Origin of the sequence: Streptomyces cavernicola (genome assembly GCF_029968035.1) — a bacterium.
GTDB lineage: Bacteria > Actinomycetota > Actinomycetes > Streptomycetales > Streptomycetaceae > Streptomyces > Streptomyces cavernicola.
In genome coordinates this window covers 59,327-73,749 of record NZ_JASCIQ010000020.1, presented here as the reverse complement: position 1 = coordinate 73,749, position 14,423 = coordinate 59,327, and the positions used below count along the sequence as shown (strand labels likewise).

At 69.5% G+C, this 14,423-nt stretch carries 23 protein-coding genes; 4 read left to right on the top strand and 19 right to left on the bottom strand.

Translation table 11 applies throughout. The annotated features are described in order from the left end of the window. The 19 genes from QIS96_RS19840 to QIS96_RS19750 form a co-directional block, all read right to left on the bottom strand. Positions 1 to 879, bottom strand: a complete 879-nt coding sequence (locus tag QIS96_RS19840) for a bifunctional DNA primase/polymerase (protein WP_282543993.1) — start codon at positions 877 to 879, stop codon at positions 1 to 3. An 86-nt stretch (positions 880 to 965) separates the two neighbouring features. Then, the gene (locus QIS96_RS19835) at positions 966 to 1,346 is read right to left on the bottom strand and encodes a hypothetical protein (protein ID WP_282543992.1); all 381 of its coding nucleotides are present in this window, start codon (positions 1,344 to 1,346) and stop codon (positions 966 to 968) included. Between the two features lie 26 nt (positions 1,347 to 1,372). Beyond that, positions 1,373 to 1,510 (bottom strand): hypothetical protein, encoded by a 138-nt coding sequence (locus QIS96_RS19830; RefSeq protein WP_282543991.1) that lies wholly within the window; start codon positions 1,508 to 1,510, stop codon positions 1,373 to 1,375. A 3-nt stretch (positions 1,511 to 1,513) separates the two neighbouring features. Beyond that, entirely contained in the window at positions 1,514 to 2,119 is a 606-nt protein-coding gene (locus QIS96_RS19825) for a hypothetical protein (protein WP_282543990.1), read from the bottom strand. 13 nt (positions 2,120 to 2,132) lie between these two features. Beyond that, complete coding sequence (locus tag QIS96_RS19820; RefSeq protein ID WP_282543989.1) at positions 2,133 to 2,327, bottom strand: hypothetical protein; 195 nt, start codon at positions 2,325 to 2,327, stop codon at positions 2,133 to 2,135. Positions 2,328 to 2,343: 16 nt separating this feature from the next. Then, a complete protein-coding gene (locus tag QIS96_RS19815; RefSeq protein ID WP_282543988.1) occupies positions 2,344 to 2,529 on the bottom strand; it encodes a hypothetical protein in 186 nt (61 codons plus the stop codon). Next, entirely contained in the window at positions 2,520 to 2,657 is a 138-nt protein-coding gene (locus QIS96_RS19810; protein WP_282543987.1) for a hypothetical protein, read from the bottom strand. The genes QIS96_RS19815 and QIS96_RS19810 overlap by 10 nt, the downstream gene beginning before the upstream one ends. Further along, positions 2,657 to 2,908 (bottom strand): hypothetical protein, encoded by a 252-nt coding sequence (locus tag QIS96_RS19805; protein WP_282543986.1) that lies wholly within the window; start codon positions 2,906 to 2,908, stop codon positions 2,657 to 2,659. Before QIS96_RS19805 ends, QIS96_RS19810 begins: the two co-directional genes overlap by 1 nt. A gap of 141 nt (positions 2,909 to 3,049) precedes the next feature. Beyond that, positions 3,050 to 5,284: a cell division protein FtsK gene (locus tag QIS96_RS19800; RefSeq protein WP_282543985.1), complete on the bottom strand. Its 2,235-nt coding sequence runs from the start codon at positions 5,282 to 5,284 to the stop codon at positions 3,050 to 3,052. Between the two features lie 83 nt (positions 5,285 to 5,367). Then, on the bottom strand, positions 5,368 to 5,757 hold the full coding sequence (locus QIS96_RS19795) for an RRQRL motif-containing zinc-binding protein (RefSeq protein ID WP_282543984.1): 390 nt from the start codon (positions 5,755 to 5,757) through the stop codon (positions 5,368 to 5,370). After that, positions 5,757 to 6,800 (bottom strand): DUF2637 domain-containing protein, encoded by a 1,044-nt coding sequence (locus tag QIS96_RS19790; protein WP_282543983.1) that lies wholly within the window; start codon positions 6,798 to 6,800, stop codon positions 5,757 to 5,759. The genes QIS96_RS19795 and QIS96_RS19790 overlap by 1 nt, the downstream gene beginning before the upstream one ends. Continuing rightward, positions 6,797 to 7,333 (bottom strand): hypothetical protein, encoded by a 537-nt coding sequence (locus QIS96_RS19785; RefSeq protein ID WP_282543982.1) that lies wholly within the window; start codon positions 7,331 to 7,333, stop codon positions 6,797 to 6,799. The genes QIS96_RS19790 and QIS96_RS19785 overlap by 4 nt, the downstream gene beginning before the upstream one ends. Then, positions 7,330 to 7,926, bottom strand: a complete 597-nt coding sequence (locus QIS96_RS19780) for a hypothetical protein (protein WP_282543981.1) — start codon at positions 7,924 to 7,926, stop codon at positions 7,330 to 7,332. Before QIS96_RS19780 ends, QIS96_RS19785 begins: the two co-directional genes overlap by 4 nt. Beyond that, a complete protein-coding gene (locus tag QIS96_RS19775; protein WP_282543980.1) occupies positions 7,926 to 8,225 on the bottom strand; it encodes a hypothetical protein in 300 nt (99 codons plus the stop codon). Before QIS96_RS19775 ends, QIS96_RS19780 begins: the two co-directional genes overlap by 1 nt. 193 nt (positions 8,226 to 8,418) lie before the next feature. Beyond that, entirely contained in the window at positions 8,419 to 8,727 is a 309-nt protein-coding gene (locus QIS96_RS19770) for a hypothetical protein (protein WP_282543979.1), read from the bottom strand. A 74-nt stretch (positions 8,728 to 8,801) separates the two neighbouring features. Then, positions 8,802 to 9,161, bottom strand: coding sequence for an HIT family protein (locus QIS96_RS19765; protein WP_282543978.1), 360 nt, complete (start codon positions 9,159 to 9,161; stop codon positions 8,802 to 8,804). 93 nt (positions 9,162 to 9,254) lie between these two features. Further along, complete coding sequence (locus tag QIS96_RS19760; protein WP_282543977.1) at positions 9,255 to 9,407, bottom strand: hypothetical protein; 153 nt, start codon at positions 9,405 to 9,407, stop codon at positions 9,255 to 9,257. A 125-nt stretch (positions 9,408 to 9,532) separates the two neighbouring features. Then, a complete protein-coding gene (locus tag QIS96_RS19755) occupies positions 9,533 to 9,931 on the bottom strand; it encodes a DUF3307 domain-containing protein (RefSeq protein WP_282543976.1) in 399 nt (132 codons plus the stop codon). A 41-nt stretch (positions 9,932 to 9,972) separates the two neighbouring features. Then, entirely contained in the window at positions 9,973 to 10,170 is a 198-nt protein-coding gene (locus tag QIS96_RS19750; RefSeq protein ID WP_282543975.1) for a hypothetical protein, read from the bottom strand. A 464-nt stretch (positions 10,171 to 10,634) separates the two neighbouring features. Here QIS96_RS19750 and QIS96_RS19745 point away from each other — a divergent pair, with 464 nt between their 5' ends. The 4 genes from QIS96_RS19745 to rlmN all read left to right on the top strand — a co-directional run bounded on the left by QIS96_RS19745 (position 10,635) and on the right by rlmN (position 14,360). After that, the gene (locus tag QIS96_RS19745; RefSeq protein WP_282543974.1) at positions 10,635 to 11,012 is read left to right on the top strand and encodes a GntR family transcriptional regulator; all 378 of its coding nucleotides are present in this window, start codon (positions 10,635 to 10,637) and stop codon (positions 11,010 to 11,012) included. 127 nt (positions 11,013 to 11,139) lie between these two features. Next, positions 11,140 to 12,324, top strand: coding sequence for a helix-turn-helix domain-containing protein (locus QIS96_RS19740; RefSeq protein ID WP_282543973.1), 1,185 nt, complete (start codon positions 11,140 to 11,142; stop codon positions 12,322 to 12,324). A 20-nt stretch (positions 12,325 to 12,344) separates the two neighbouring features. Continuing rightward, the gene (locus tag QIS96_RS19735; protein ID WP_282543972.1) at positions 12,345 to 13,052 is read left to right on the top strand and encodes a creatininase family protein; all 708 of its coding nucleotides are present in this window, start codon (positions 12,345 to 12,347) and stop codon (positions 13,050 to 13,052) included. Between the two features lie 201 nt (positions 13,053 to 13,253). Next, the gene (rlmN, locus tag QIS96_RS19730; protein WP_282543971.1) at positions 13,254 to 14,360 is read left to right on the top strand and encodes a 23S rRNA (adenine(2503)-C(2))-methyltransferase RlmN; all 1,107 of its coding nucleotides are present in this window, start codon (positions 13,254 to 13,256) and stop codon (positions 14,358 to 14,360) included. Positions 14,361 to 14,423: the final 63 nt, after the last annotated feature.

The following is a 14,423-nucleotide window of genomic DNA, read 5'->3' as shown; positions in this document are numbered from 1 at the left end:
CTACAGTCCCAACTTCGTACGGGCGTTGGCCCACGCGTCCGAGCAGTGCCGGAGCGACTCGCCCTTGGCCTGCGCCGCCGTGAACAGCCGCTCGGCGTGCGCTTCGGTGAGGCAGCCGCAGCGTCCGTGGGTGGACAGCACAGCGAGGAACGTGGCGTAGACGGTGTTGTGGACCGTGCTCGGGGCGTCGGCGATGCGCTGCTCGGCCATGGCGATGCCGCGTTCCAGGTAGGCGGGCGTGCGGTGACGGCACTCTCCGGTCTGCTCGGGCATGGCGAGGCCCTGGGGCATCGGTCGGGCTGTCGTGGGCTCCTTCGCAGCTAGCGCTCGCACCGCTGCTGGCAGGGGAGCCACAGAGCCGGTGCCAGGGCCAAGCCAACGGACGTAGGACATCGTCGACTTGATGTCCACACCGTCACGGACGCCGTTCACGGAGCGCATGGTGCCCTGGTAGATCCAGTGCTCTCCCCGCGTGGTGGCCACGGTCCGGGTCGGCGGCAGAGACGCACGGGCCCACGCGATGGCCTCGGCATCGTCCAAGTCGACGACGGTGAGCCCGGCACCGCCGGGGTGGTAAGCCACGGCTACTCCCTCGCGCCATGCCATCTCCCACGCCGGGGAGTTGATGATGCTCGGGTCGGTGGTGGTGGCGGCCCAGCCGTGGCAGGGGGACGCGCAGGTGCAGGGACCGGGGTCCTTCATGTTCGGCCGGCCGCCGCACCTGCTGTAGAGGCATGCGGGGCAGTTCGCGAAGGGCACCTTGCCCTTGCGGAGCGGCAGCACGGGCACGCCTCCGGCCGCGAGCGCCAACGCCGTGGCCAGCGGCCCGGCCGGGGTTGGCCTGAGACGGTCTCGCCGGATGGTGCCGGTATGGGTCATGCTGGGGTTCTCCTTGCTCTCTTGGAGGGACGAGGAAGCCGAGCGGGCCGCGGTCTTGTGGTGAGAGGCGGCCCGCTCGGGCGTGTTCAGAGGCCGCTCGGTGCCGCGGCCGCGCGCTCGTCGTAGCCGAGCGGGGCGAGGGCCTCGTGGGCGCGGTCGAGGTGCTCGGCGAGGGTCAGGGCGATCAGCGCGCTGGACGCGAGCGCGGAGCGCGCTTCGAGCAGCTGCTCCTCGGCGGAGCCGTAGTCGGCGGTCACCGCGCCGGACTCGGTGAGCTTGCGCAGGAACTCGGTGAGCTGGTCGAGGCTCTGCGGCAGCCGGTGGGCGAGCCGGGCGAGCGGCCCGACGGTCTCGTACGCGTCGCCCGGGTAGGCGAGCTGGTCCTTGCCGGGCAGGGTGGCGTGGTTGAGGTTCCGGATCGCTTGGGCGGCCTGTTCGGCGAGTTCAGCGGGCGTGGTGTCGTTCATGGGGGTCAGTCCTTTCTCGGCGGTGGTTACTGGCAGGTGCAGTCGGGGCGTTCGCCGGACCCGTCGGCGCCGCAGCCGCAGCAGTGCGGGGAGACGACTCCGCTGTCCTGCTCCTCCTCGCACTGGGGGCAGTCGTAGAACTCGTCGTCGTAGGTCTCGTCCATCGGTCAGTGCTCCTTTTCGAGCTGGGTGGTGGTGAGTTGGGGCAGTCCGGCCTCGGCGAGGGCGGTCGGGTTGTAGCCGGGCAGGCTCGCGCGGGTCAGCAGCGCCGTGGCGAGTTGTTCGGCGTACGCGGCGCCCGCGCGGGCGGTTTCGATCTGGGCTCCGGCGCGGATGGCCTCCACGCGTTCGACGTGGGCGTGTTCCTCGCGGCGCACGCTTATCTGCCGGTCGTGGAGGGTCTGTTCCTTGTGGTCGTTGCGCCAGAGGCGGGCGGCGAGGCCGTAGCTGATGCCGGTGGCGATGGCCCACAGCAGCAGCGGGAGCGAGATGCCGTCGGAGTATCCGGCCACCCCGGCGAGGGCGAGGGCGGCGGAGGCGGTGAACGCGGTCGCGGTCGCCGTGGTGTTGCCGAGGCGGCTGGCGCAGACGACGCCGGCGGCCGCACAGCTCGCTGCGAGGCCGCCCAGCAACACCGCATCCCCGATGGAGTGTTCGGCTCCGTTGGCGTTCCAGATCCGCCCCAGGATGAGCACTGTGGACGTGGCCACGGCTGGGCCCGCCTTGGGGGCGGCGAGGGCGAGCCAGTGCTTGGCGACGAGGGGTTCGTTCACGACTGCTGCCCTCCTAGGTGTCGATGCTGCGGACGATGCTGAGTGCGCCCGAGACGAGGTCGTTGATGGTGGTGCGGGCGTCGGTGCTGGCGAGGTAGAAGCCGAACAGCACGAGGATCACGGCGGCGACGAGCCCGACCGCCTTGAAGCGGATCAGGACGAACGCGCCGACGCCGAAGAGCAGGGCGAGGGAGATCGTGAGTGTCATCAGGTCGTCTCCCGGGTCAGCGGCGGCGGCCGCGGAGCTTGGCGTTCTCGCGCTCCTGGGCCGTCTCGCGGATGGCGTCGATCTCGTTCTCGATGGCCTTGATGGACTTGCCGCGGGACTGGCGGCGCATCGCCTTGCCGGACAGGTAGAGGACTCGGGCCATCTCGCGGGCGTTGTGCGGGTCCTTGTTGGTCAGCGCCATGACGGCATCTCCTGAAGCGAGTTGGGACGGTGAGAGTGGGTGTGGTGGTGCGGGGCGGGGTCGCGGTGGCAGGAGCCGATGGCGACGCCGAGCGCGATGAGGGCGAGCAGGGTGCGCGGGCGGGGCATCAGCGGGTGCCGTCGCGGTGGATGCTGCTGGCCCGGTTCGAGAGCCACCAGCCGACGCGTATGCGGCGGCCTTCGCCGTGGCAGCGTCGGCAGACCTTCCCGGCCTTGACCTTGCCGCTGCGGGTGACGCGGGTCTTCATGCCGAGGCCGCGGCACTTGCGGCAGTTCCCGAACGGGCTGACCACACACAGAAGCCAGTAACACAGTGTGACGGCGAACAGGCAGGCGATAGCGAGGAGCGTGAGGGTCATGAAGGGCCTTTCCAGGCGGTTTTCAGGGGTTTCCGCAGGTGGGCCGCTATCCGCTAGCGGCCTGATCACAGGCGGTTTGGGGTGCTAGCGGGGCCGCTAACGTTAGCGGGGGGTGCCGCTATCGCTAGCGGCCCCGGAAGGTCAGCTCGCGTCCCGCTTTCCGTCACACTCCGCAATCGCGGTCGTGATGTCGGTACGGGCGATGCCGCGGCGGTTGACGACCTTGCCGTCCACGCGCCGGCCGACCTGGATGGTGCTGATGCCGTGCGGCTTGAGCGCGGCGGCGAGCCCGTCAGGCTCCCAGCCCTCGTAGGTGTCGGGCCGCAGCTCGGCGAGTCGAGCCACGACCGTCTCCGACCACGCCTTGGCCTCCTTGGCGGGGACCACGGCGAGGATGTCGGCGAGCAGGTCGTAGCTGGTCTCAGCCGTCTGCGGCTCCTCGCCGAGGGCGTAGCCGGACAGGAGACCGGCCTTCTCGCGGGCCTTGCGGGCTCGGGCGCCGATGGCGTCGGCGGTGGGGCCGTCGACGTAGACGGAGCCGACGATGCGGGCGTCCGAGCCTTCGCCGACGAAGTAGTGGATGCCCTTGTCGCCCCAGGAGAACATCGTGGCCCGCACGCCGCGCTTGTAGGCGGAGGTGCCGAGGACCATGTCGTTCTCCAGCTGGCCCATGACCTTCAGGCACCAGCGGGCCGAGGCGTTCGCCGAGATGCCGGTCGGCAGGGCCTTGGCGTCCGGGCGCTGTGTGGCGAGCAGGAGCACGATGCCGGTGGCCGGGCCTCGTTTGACCAGGTCAGTGGCGATTTCCTCGAACTCCTTGCCGTAGTCGGGGTGCTCGAAGAGCACCTGGCACTCGTCCACCCCGATCACGATCGGGTGCAGCCCGAGCGACCGCTTGTCCGCCAGCGCGGACGTGACCTTGGACTCCGGGCAGATGTCCCTCGGCAGCGAGCGGATCACCTTCGTGCGACGTCGCAGCTCCTCGCGCAGGGCACGGAAGTCGTTCAACGCGTACTGGATCGACTCGTCGTCGTCACCCGCGGCGTGCCGGTGTGAGACGGCGTTGCCGACTGGGTCGAGGTCGCCGGTGCCCTTCATGTCGTACGTGTGCAGTTCAGCCCGCGCATCGAGCGCGGCCATGAGGAGCAGCAGGCGGAGCAGGAACGTCTTGCCCATGCGCGGGATGGCACCGATCACCCCGGCGATGTACATCAGGGTGACGTTGACCCAGCGTCCGCGCTGGTCAGTGCCGTACGGGACGGGCTTGAACAGGTCGACCGAACCCGAGGTGAGCAGCGGCCACTTGGGCTTCTTCGTGCTCGACATGTCCTGGTCTCCGACCCAGAGGACCAGGCGGCCGGTGTGCTCGTCCGGCACGGCCTCGGGCCAGACGCAGCCGAGCGGGCGGCGCAGGCCGGAGGCGAGCTTGTCGCGCCGCTCGATGACGTCCGTGACGGTGACGCCGTAGGGCAGGTTGCCCTCGGCGCGCCAGCCGGGGCCGTCGCGGGTGATCGGGGCGGTGAACTCGAACCCGTCCCGGCCCTTGGCCTGGGCCTGGTTGATCGGTGCGATGCCGAGCGCGCCGAGCGCGCGGAGCACGATGTCAGAGGTGAGCTTGGTGGCCTTGGGCATCTCCACGGCCCGGTTGATGACCGGGGCGTCAGCGCGCCGGCCGTTGAAGCCGAGCGCCGCCACGAGCGCCCCGACCGAGATCGCCTGGAGCCAGCCAGGCGCGAGCACGTAGATGGCAAGCGCGGTGCCGATACCGAAGAACATCGCGAGCACCGTGATGATGCTGCGCAGTCGGACCCGACCGTCACGCTTGCGCGACAGGGCCAGGTACTCGCCCGCGTCCTCCCGACGCACCGCTGCCGCGCGGACCGGCGCGCCCTCCGCGTCGGTCACCCACCGCAGGGTGGAGCCGATGAACTTCGCGGCCCCGACGGGGGCTTGGAGGGTGAGTCGGGCGGCGTAGACGGGGGAGCGCAGTGCGTGGTACCCGGCGCTGTGGGTGTAGTGCCGCGCCACCCAGGCAGTGGCAGTCTTCAACTCCGAGACCGAGCGCAGCCACACCGGCACGACGTCGCGGCGTCGGGCGGAGCGCAGCCGACCCAGGTAGCCGGGACCGGCCGACGCGGGGGCCGGTCGGTCGACCAACACAGTCTTGTCCGGGTCGGCCGACTCAGTGTCCTCGGAGTCGCCCGATCCGGCCCGAGTGGAGTCGGGCGACTCGGCGGCGCGGGAGTCGGCCGACTGGGCGCGAGCGGATCGGGCCTTGTCGAGGTCGACTACCTCCCCGCCCGAGTCGGGCGACGAGTCGGCGCTGATCTCCTTCTCCAGTCGGCTGAAGAGTTCGTTCTCGTCGTCGTGGTTCACTGGCGATTCCTTCTCTCAGGGGAGGGACCAGGGGTCCGGCCGACGGCTGTAGGAGGCGAGTCGGCCGGACCCGGCGAATGCGGTCAGGCGGCGGGGCGCTGTTCCTCGATCTGGTGGCAGTTCAGGCACATGCCGAGCGAGGTCGGCAGGCAGTAGCTGTAGGTGAGGCGGCAGACGGGGCAGGTGCGGCGGGCGAGCATCGCCAGCGCGAGCGCGCCCCACTTCCGCGAGGTCATCGGACGGACCGGCTTCGCGCGGTCGACGCGGTACAGGTAGGCCACGGCGACGCCCGCCTTGCGGCGGCGCGAGGTGCGCATGAGCTGGGCCGCTATCGGCTGACCGCCCGGCCGTAAGCCCCGCTCACGGAGCTGCCGGCGGGTGGCGTAGCCGTCCGGGGCGTACCGCCACGGATAGGTGGGGAGTCCGTGGCGGGCACCGGTGGGGTCGTAGCACTTGCCGTACGCGGTGGCCATCACTGACCTGCCAGCGCGAGTTCAGCACCGGCCGGAGCGGCGGCCTTGCGGTGCTCGGAGTAGAGGCCATTGACCCAGCCCGTCGACCAGCCGCACCGTTCGGCGGCCTGCCGGACCGTCAGCCCTGCGGCGAACGCAGCGGCGACGACCTGGCGGGCCTCGCCCTCGGGCAGCTTGTCCTCGACCGGGCCGCGCTCAAGCAGGGCGGCGCGTTCACGCTCGACCCGCTCGGCCCGCTCCCGCTGTTCACGAGCAGCAGCTTCAGCGCGCCGAAGCTGCTCGGCCTCGGCCCGCTCCGCGGCCTCGCGTTCAAGGCGCAGCCGCTCTTGTTCACGCTGTTCACGCTCGCGTTCACGGCGTTCACGGGCCTCACGTTCAGCAGCCTCGGCCCGCTCCCGGTCCTCACGCTCCTGGCGCAGCCGGCGCTCTTCCCGCTCGGTCTTCTCACGGGCCAACGCAGCTTCGTGCTCACGCTGTTCACGCGCCAGCTTCTCGGCGTGCTCGCGCTCTTCGCGGGCCTCTTGCCGCGCCTGTTCGCGCTCCTCACGGGCCTTGCGTTCGGCCCGCTCGGCGCGCTCCTGGGCCGCCTGGGCGGCCTTCTCATGCTCGGCCTTCTGCTCTGCCGCCAGCGCCATCTGGGCGGCCGCGATGGCCCGCCGGTAGGCGAGGCTGGTCTCTGCAGTGACGATCAGCAGGAGCGGTGCCACCGAGTGGACAGCCACGCCCACCGGGTCCTTCTTCAGCGCGGAGTCGGCCGTGTTGAGGGCGAGCGTCATGAGGCCGGTCATCCATCGCAGCGCGACCGGCCAGCGGCCGCCGTCTCCGCCGAGGCGGGCCAGGACGTCGTCGAGTTTGACCACGATGACGACCGCGGCGTCCACCACGAGGGGAAGGATCGGTGCCGTCCAGTCCCACTCATCCGCCGTGTGCTTCGCCATCAACGGGGTCACCGTGAGGATGGAGTAGAGCATCGCGCCGCACACGATCAGCCACGTGCCGCCCGACAGTGCCTTCTCCGCTGAACGCGTCTGAACACTGTTCACGCCGCCCCCCGAACCTGCTCCGGAGAGGGCTTCCACGCACGGCGGAATCCACCCGACTCGACGTCGCGCGTGAACGCCTCCACGCGCCACTCGGCCTCGGCCGCAGGACGTTCACCGCCCCGACTCCACGCATGAACACCATGCGTGTCGGTGTCGGCCAGTGCCTCCTCGTAGGAGCCGTAGATCGTGTGGGGCTCGCCGTAGTGCAACAGCAGCGCCCTCTCCCGGCCCTTGACCGACGCCTGCTCCCGCAGCTCGCCCAGCTTCGACCCGAGCACCTGAGTCTCTGCGCGAGCGGCCTCCAGGGCCTCCCTCGCCTCCGCCAGATCGGCCCGCTTGTCCTGCAGCAGCCTCCAGTTGTCTTCCGCCTCGGCCTCGGCGCGCTTTGCGCGGCCGGTGATCGTGGACAGCTCATCCGCGTGCCGGCCGGACTCCGCCTCCGCGGCCTCGGCCGCCCGGCGGGCCCGCTCGAACGCGGCCACCCGGTCGGCTTCCAGGAGCGCGAGACGCTTCTTGGTGACGATGCGGATCATGCCGCTACCTCCGCTTCGAACACGGGGTTGACCAGGCCGGTCATCTCCGCGATCTGGTCGCCGGTCAGGATCGTGTTCTCGTCCATGGCGTGGGCCACGGTGCGAATCTCGCGCCACAGGTGCTCGACCTTGCGGCGGGCCATCCCGCGCACCATCGACCACGACTTACCGCCCGCGGGGACGTGCTCGCGGCCGATGCGGAAGCCTTCCGGGGCCAGCACGTCGATGGCCATCTCGCGGTCGTGCTCAGCGGTGCAGGCCAGTGCCCGTTCCGGAGTCCACAGGCCGTAGGCCATCAGGTAGTTGACCTGCGTGACCTGACCGGCCGCGCACATCGCCGCGAAACGCCAGACGTGGATTGTCGGTGCGTCAGAGAACGTCTTGCCGGTGACCCGCCAGCTGCTGTCATCGGTCCATGCGATGACCTCGCTGGACTCGACGTGCAGCCCGTACGCCAGGGCCAGGACGGCGTGACCGGCCTCGTGGAACGCCATGCCGAGGCGGGACTGTTCGTAGGTGAGGTACGTCGCCCGGCTCTGCCGGGGATTGCCCGCGTGGTCCAGGAGGGCTTCGGGGCTGGGGGTCGTGGTCATCACGCGGCCACCGCCTTACGGCCCGCACGGCGGTCGGTGAGCCGGGAGACGTGGGGCAGCGACACGACGTTGAACAGCTCCGCCGCGTGCTCGTCGATGGTCTCGGCCGCGACGCGGAGCGCGTCGTCGGGCAGGTTCGAGTTCTCGGCGAGGATGTCGCGGGCCGCGTCCAGCCGCGCCTCACGCTCCATCTCGCTCTCGCCCTCCACCCCGAGCCACAGGTCGACTGGGGTGCCGAGGGCCAGTTCCACGAGGTCGGTGTCGTTCACGGCCCGGTGGCCGCTGATGTACGCGCGCATGACGAACTCCTGGTGTTGGAGGGACGAGGAAGGAAGGCCGGGCCGGTCGCGGTCGAGAAGTTGGTGAGAGGCGACAGGCCCGGCAGGAGAACCCCGTGCCGCAGAGCGGCGGGGCGGTGCCCTGGCCGGGAGTCGAACCCGGCCTGCGACCATCAGGGCAGCTGGTGCTGGGAAGGAACGGCGTGAGGGAGCGTCACCACCGCCGGGCTTGCTTGCGTGCCTCGTAGGTGTCGGCGGCCACCCATTCCCGCAGGCGCCGGTCCTCGTCGGCACACCACTGGGCGAGCCGCTGCTGTTCCCGCTCGGCCTTCTGCTGCTTGCGCTTCTCGGCGCTCCAGTCCGACAGCTGCTGGTCGGCGTCGGTGACCTTCTTGCGGAAGTCCGCGGCGGACCTCAGGCCCCACTTCGTGGCGCGGTGCGCGGCGCGGATGTCGTCGGCCTGGCGGCGCTCGACCTCGCGGGCCTCGGCGTCGTTGGTGATCTTCTTGTTGCGTCCGAACATGGCGAGTTCTCCTCAAGTGCCGTATGCGGCGGATTCGTTGGTGGAGGGGCGGGAGCTAGGCGGGGTGGTCCGTGTCAGCTCGCCGTGTGCCCGGCCTGCTGCGGCGTCCAGGGCAGCGGCAGCGCGTCGCCCTCGATGCGCGGGACCACGTGGATGTGCAGGTGGAAGACCGTCTGCGTGGCGGCGGAGCCCTTGGACGTGATGACGTTCGCCGCGGGAAGTTCCCCGGCCAGTTCCGCCGCGCAGACCATGGCCCGCGCGGAGACCTGCGGGTCCTCGCCGACGTCGGCGACGTGCCGGCGCGGGATGACCAGCACATGCCCCGGCGTGACCGGGCCGAGCGGGCGGATCGCGATCACGTCGTCCCACTCGCGGACGACGGTGGCCGGTGCCTGCCCGGCCGCGATGGAGCAGAACACGCAGGATGAACTCACGGGACGCTCCCTTGAGTTGGAGGGACGAGAAGTGGGGCCGGGCAGGCCGTGGTCTTGTGGTGAGAGGCGGCCTGCCCGGCCGGTGCGCGAGGGTCAGTCGTCGTCCGAGGTGTCGTCGTCGTTGTGGACGTGGACGATCTGGTCGCCGTTACCGAGGTGGACCATGCCGCCGGTGTTGCCGCTGATCACGACCGTGGTGATGTCGCCGGTCACGTCGCCGTTGCTGTCCTGACGCCAGGTAGGCACGGGGAAACTCCCTTGATCGGTGAATGAGCGTGGAAGGTGTCGTGCTGCCCTCACGCCGCGGCAGCGGCGAGGGCGGTGCCCCGGCCGGGAGTCGAACCCGGCCTACGACCATCGGGGCTGCGGAGCTAGGAGAGACCGGCGATCGCGAGCGCCGCGATGGCCAGCGCGGTCAGGTGCGCGGTCTGGTCTACGTGGGCGGCGCCGCCGTGCTGTGCGAATCGGGCCTGGCGGGCGAAGGCCATCCAGCGGGCCACCGGCCAGCGCCGGTCGATGACCGAGTGCGTGACGCCGATCCAGAGCACCGCGCCAGCGGCGGCCGCCAGATTCACGTCGAGTCCGAGGACCGCGATCCCAGCCGCGAGGGCGGCCGTGGTGACAGCCACGTGAGTGGCGGCGTGGGCCGCGTTCGCTCGCCAACCGCAGGTGCCGGCACCGGCCTTGTGCTTGGCCTGGTGGTCCGTCTGCAGCGGGTAGTCGGACAGGAGGTGAGCGACGTAGAGCAGGACGAACAGCGAAGCGAACACGGTCTCTCCCGGGGCTACGGAGTGGTTGGTGAGGCGTGCGGTCAGCGGTCGAAGTTGAAGGTCAGGTCGCCGTAGTGGGTGCCGCCGCAGATGCCGATGTGCTCGCCGTTGATGACGGTGGTGGAGCCGGTGTTCTCGTTGTGGATGACGGTCGGCTTGCTGGGCGTGCTGGGGGTGGGCTCGTCGTCGAAGGCTCCGGCCTCGAAGGCTTCACGGAGCGAGTTGAAGAGCTTGGCCATGGTGTTCCTCCCGGTATGAACATCCCGGCGCGACGGTCGCGCCGAGGTGAACCCACCGGGTGGTGGGCAGGAGCCATCCCCTACGGCGGCTCCTTGGGTCTTTCTGTGGTGCGTCTGCGTTCTCGGCGGCTCGTGGTTAGCGCAGTTGGGCGGGATCTCTCCCTGTAGGTGCGCGGCCTTTAAGGACCTTCCGTCTCCCTGGTCCTGCCGTAGGGCTCATCGCTCGGCTTTCGCCTTCAGCCCCGTCCTCTGTGGAGTTGTGTGCGCCTGGAGATCCCGAATTACGGGGCCAAACAGGCGTTCTTGCAGGTCAAGCAGTTCTCGGAGGTCCCAGGAACGCAGGACCCGGCCGAGCGAGTTACCTAGGTAAGTTCGATGAGATGAAGTTACCTAGGTCGCTTCGGGGGTGTCAAGCCTCCGAAGGCAGCAGAAGGAAATGACCTAGGTCAGATACGCTCTATGGCATGGACTGGACCCCGAAGAAGCCCCCGTCGGCCAAGGAGATCGCATCCCGCTTCCGTAACGAGATCGCTGTGGGCAAGTACGGCCCAGGGCAGAAGCTCCCGGGCGCCAAGGACCTCGCCAAGCACCTCAAGGTCGCCTTGATGACGGTGCAGAGCGCGTACAAGGAGCTGGCTGAGGACGGGCTCGTCCAGGGTCGCCAGGGCAGCGGGACGTACGTCCTCGACCCGAAGAAGGGCGACCCCACCGCTCAAGACGCGGCGGCCAGCATGCGCGACCTGCAGAACCGTCTGATGCACGTCACCTCCGAACTCTCGGAACTCCGCGAGCGGGTTGAGCGGCTGGAAGCCGAACACCCTCGCGCTGTCGAGAACCAGTAGGCCGGATTTCGCGCCGATCCACAGTGGACAGGGTTAACAGTCAACTGCTGTTACCTGTTAACTCCCCACGTCAGGCGATGTATTGCCATGATGAGAGACCAAGCATCGCCTGACGTGCGGGGGCGCGATGAAGACGAAGTTGCAGGCGGCCCGGATCGCTCGCGGGTGGTCACAGGTCGAGTTGATGGATGCCCTGGAGGACGCGGCCGAACGGCTCGGGATCGAACTGCCGTCACGGTCAAGCCTCAAGACGCAGATCTCCATGTTCGAGAACGGCCGGCGCGCTCCTGGAGCGGACTACCAGGCCCTCTTCTCCGAGGTCTACCAGGCGACTCGGGTCGAACTCGGTCTGGAACTTGAAACGGCTCCATCGCAGCTCGACAGCCTGCCCTCACTGCCCAGCCCTCGCCTTCCCACACCGAAGGCCAACCCCGAGATCCTTGGGTACCTCAAGTCGGTGTTCGTCCAGCACACTCAGGCCGAGCCCCTTGTGGGACCGCGATTCCTGGTGCCTCCCGTGCAGAGTCAGGTCCCCCTCATTGAGGAGCTGTGCAAGGAAGCGCGGGGCGACGTACGGGAAGACGTCCTCCGCGTGGGAGCGCGGTACGCCGAATTCCTGGGGTGGCTTCACCAGGACACGGGGGACTCCCGGGAGGCGATGCTGTGGACGAACCGCGCGCTCGACTACGCCTTCGAGCTGGGGGACCCGGCACTCAGCTCGTACATCTTCCAGAGGCGAAGCAACATCGCGGCCGAGGCCGGGCAGGCCGGATATGCCATCGGTCTGGCGAAGGCGGCTCTGCGAGACGACCGCAAGCTCCCCGGCGAAGTGCGCGCTGTGGCCCTGCGAGCCCGCGCCAACTCCGAGGCACTGCTTGGGCAAGCCGACGACGCGGCCCGGACCTTCGACGAAGCCCGGTCGCTCGCGGAGGCGGCTTCCGTTGAACCGGGTAGCCTCGCGCCGTACTGCTCGGCGTCGTACATCGACATGGAGGCGGCGAACTCCGCGCTGCGCTTCCAGCGGCCCGAGGAGGCCGTGCGCACGCTGGAGGCGAGCCTGACCCAATGGCCGGCGGAACAGGAGCGTGACCGCGGCCTCTGCCTCGCCAGGCTGGCTACGGCCTACGCGCAGCTTGAGGACGTGGAGGCCGCCTACAACGCGGGCGCGCAGGCGATCGCCATCGCCCAGAGCACAGGTTCGGCGCGCATCCTGGCCGAACTGGGACGAGTACAGGACCTGCTTTCGCGCTGGAGCAAGCTGGTCGAGATCGCAGAGTTCAACCGCCAATTGGGCACTATGAAGGGGAGCTGACCCGGAATCGAAGGAGAGACGTGAACCTGCTGCCCACCATCACCACGACCGACGTCCAGGCTCAGTCACCGCAGGTTGCTGTACTGCCAGTCGGCTCGTTCGAGCAGCACGGGGCGTACCTGCCGCTGGTCACTGACACGGCTATCGCCTGCATCATCACCCGAGAGCTGGCGGCGGCGTACCCGGTTCTCTCTCTGCCGCCCGTCTCCATTGCGTGCAGCCATGAGCACGGCACGTGGCCGGGGACGGTCAGCATCAGCGCCCGGACGCTGCATGCCGTGATCACCGACATCGCGGAGTCCCTGGAGGCGTCCGGCATCCGGAAGCTGGTCCTGGTGAACGCGCACGGCGGCAACTACGTGCTGTCGAACATCGTCCAGGAGGCCAACCTGACCGAGCCCCGGATGAGCCTCTTCCCCCAGGGCCCTGAGTGGGACCGGGCTCGCGATCATGCAGGGATGGTCAGCAGCAGGCACGCAGACATGCACGCCGGAGAGATCGAGACCTCCATCCTGCTTCACGCGGAGCCGGACCTTGTGCGCCCTGGGTACGAGACCGCCGACCACGACGGCGGAGACCGCCCGTTCCTTCTCGTGGAGGGGATGAAGGCCTACACCGAGTCCGGAGTCATCGGCTTCCCGTCGTACGCCACGGCGGACAAAGGGAAGGCTGTCCTGGAGAGCCTCACTGAGGACTTCGCGGCCCATCTACGGGCCCTGGGGGAGTGACGGCGTGGGGAACTCCAGGAGCGAAGCACCGCGGCCTCGACGGGTAGCTACCAGCACTTTCGGGTGTTCGGCGGCTCAGCGCGGGGCCGTCTGTGGGCCGTCAAGGGGCGGCCCAAGACGACCAACGACGACCGGCTACGACCACCGTTCGTAGGTGGAGCAGCAGGTCAGCGGAAGTGGATCTGCCACACTGGATAGGTCATGCCTAAGCCTGGAGAACTCACTTTCGTCGCGCCCCGCGGAGCCAAGAAGCCGCCGCGGCATCTCGCCGACCTCACGCCCGCCGAGCGCAAGGAAGCGGTGGCCGCGATCGGCGAGAAGCCGTTCCGCGCCAAACAGCTGTCGCAGCACTACTTCGCGCGGTACGCGCACGACCCCGAGCAGTGGACGGACATTCCGGCCGCCGCCCGCGGCAAGCTGCAGGAAGCGCTGCTGCCCGACCTGATGTCGGTCGTGCGGCACATCAGCTGTGACGACGACACGACCCGTAAGACGCTGTGGAAGCTGCATGACGGGACGCTCGTCGAGTCCGTCCTGATGCGGTACCCGGACCGGGTCACCATGTGCATCTCCTCGCAGGCCGGCTGCGGTATGAACTGCCCGTTCTGCGCGACGGGGCAGGCCGGGCTCGACCGGAACCTGTCGACCGCGGAGATCGTGCACCAGATCGTGGACGGCATGCGGGCGCTCAGGGACGGTGAGGTTCCGGGCGGTCCCGCGCGCCTGTCGAACATCGTGTTCATGGGCATGGGCGAGCCGCTCGCCAACTACAACCGCGTGGTCGGCGCCATCCGCCGGTTGACCGACCCGGAGCCGGACGGCCTCGGCATCTCGCAGCGCGGCATCACCGTGTCCACGGTCGGCCTGGTGCCCGCGATGCTGCGGTTCGCCGACGAGGGCTTCAAGTGCCGCCTCGCGGTCTCGCTGCACGCGCCGGACGACGAGCTGCGCGACACCCTCGTGCCCGTCAACACCCGCTGGAAGGTCCGCGAAGTCCTCGACGCCGCCTGGGAGTACGCGGACAAGTCGGGCCGCCGCATCTCCATCGAGTACGCGCTGATCCGGGACATCAACGACCAGGCGTGGCGCGGTGACCGGCTCGGGCGGCTCCTCAAGGGCAAGCGGGTGCACGTCAACCTGATCCCGCTGAACCCGACGCCCGGCTCGAAGTGGACGGCCTCGCGGCCCGAGGACGAGAAGGCGTTCGTCGAGGCCATCGCGGCGCACGGCGTGCCCGTCACCATCCGGGACACCCGCGGCCAGGAGATCGACGGGGCCTGCGGGCAGCTCGCCGCCGCCGAGCGTTGAGCGAGCACCCGTGCCGGGAGACCGGCACGGGTGCCGTGCAGTATCGTGCGTTCGTACGAATGA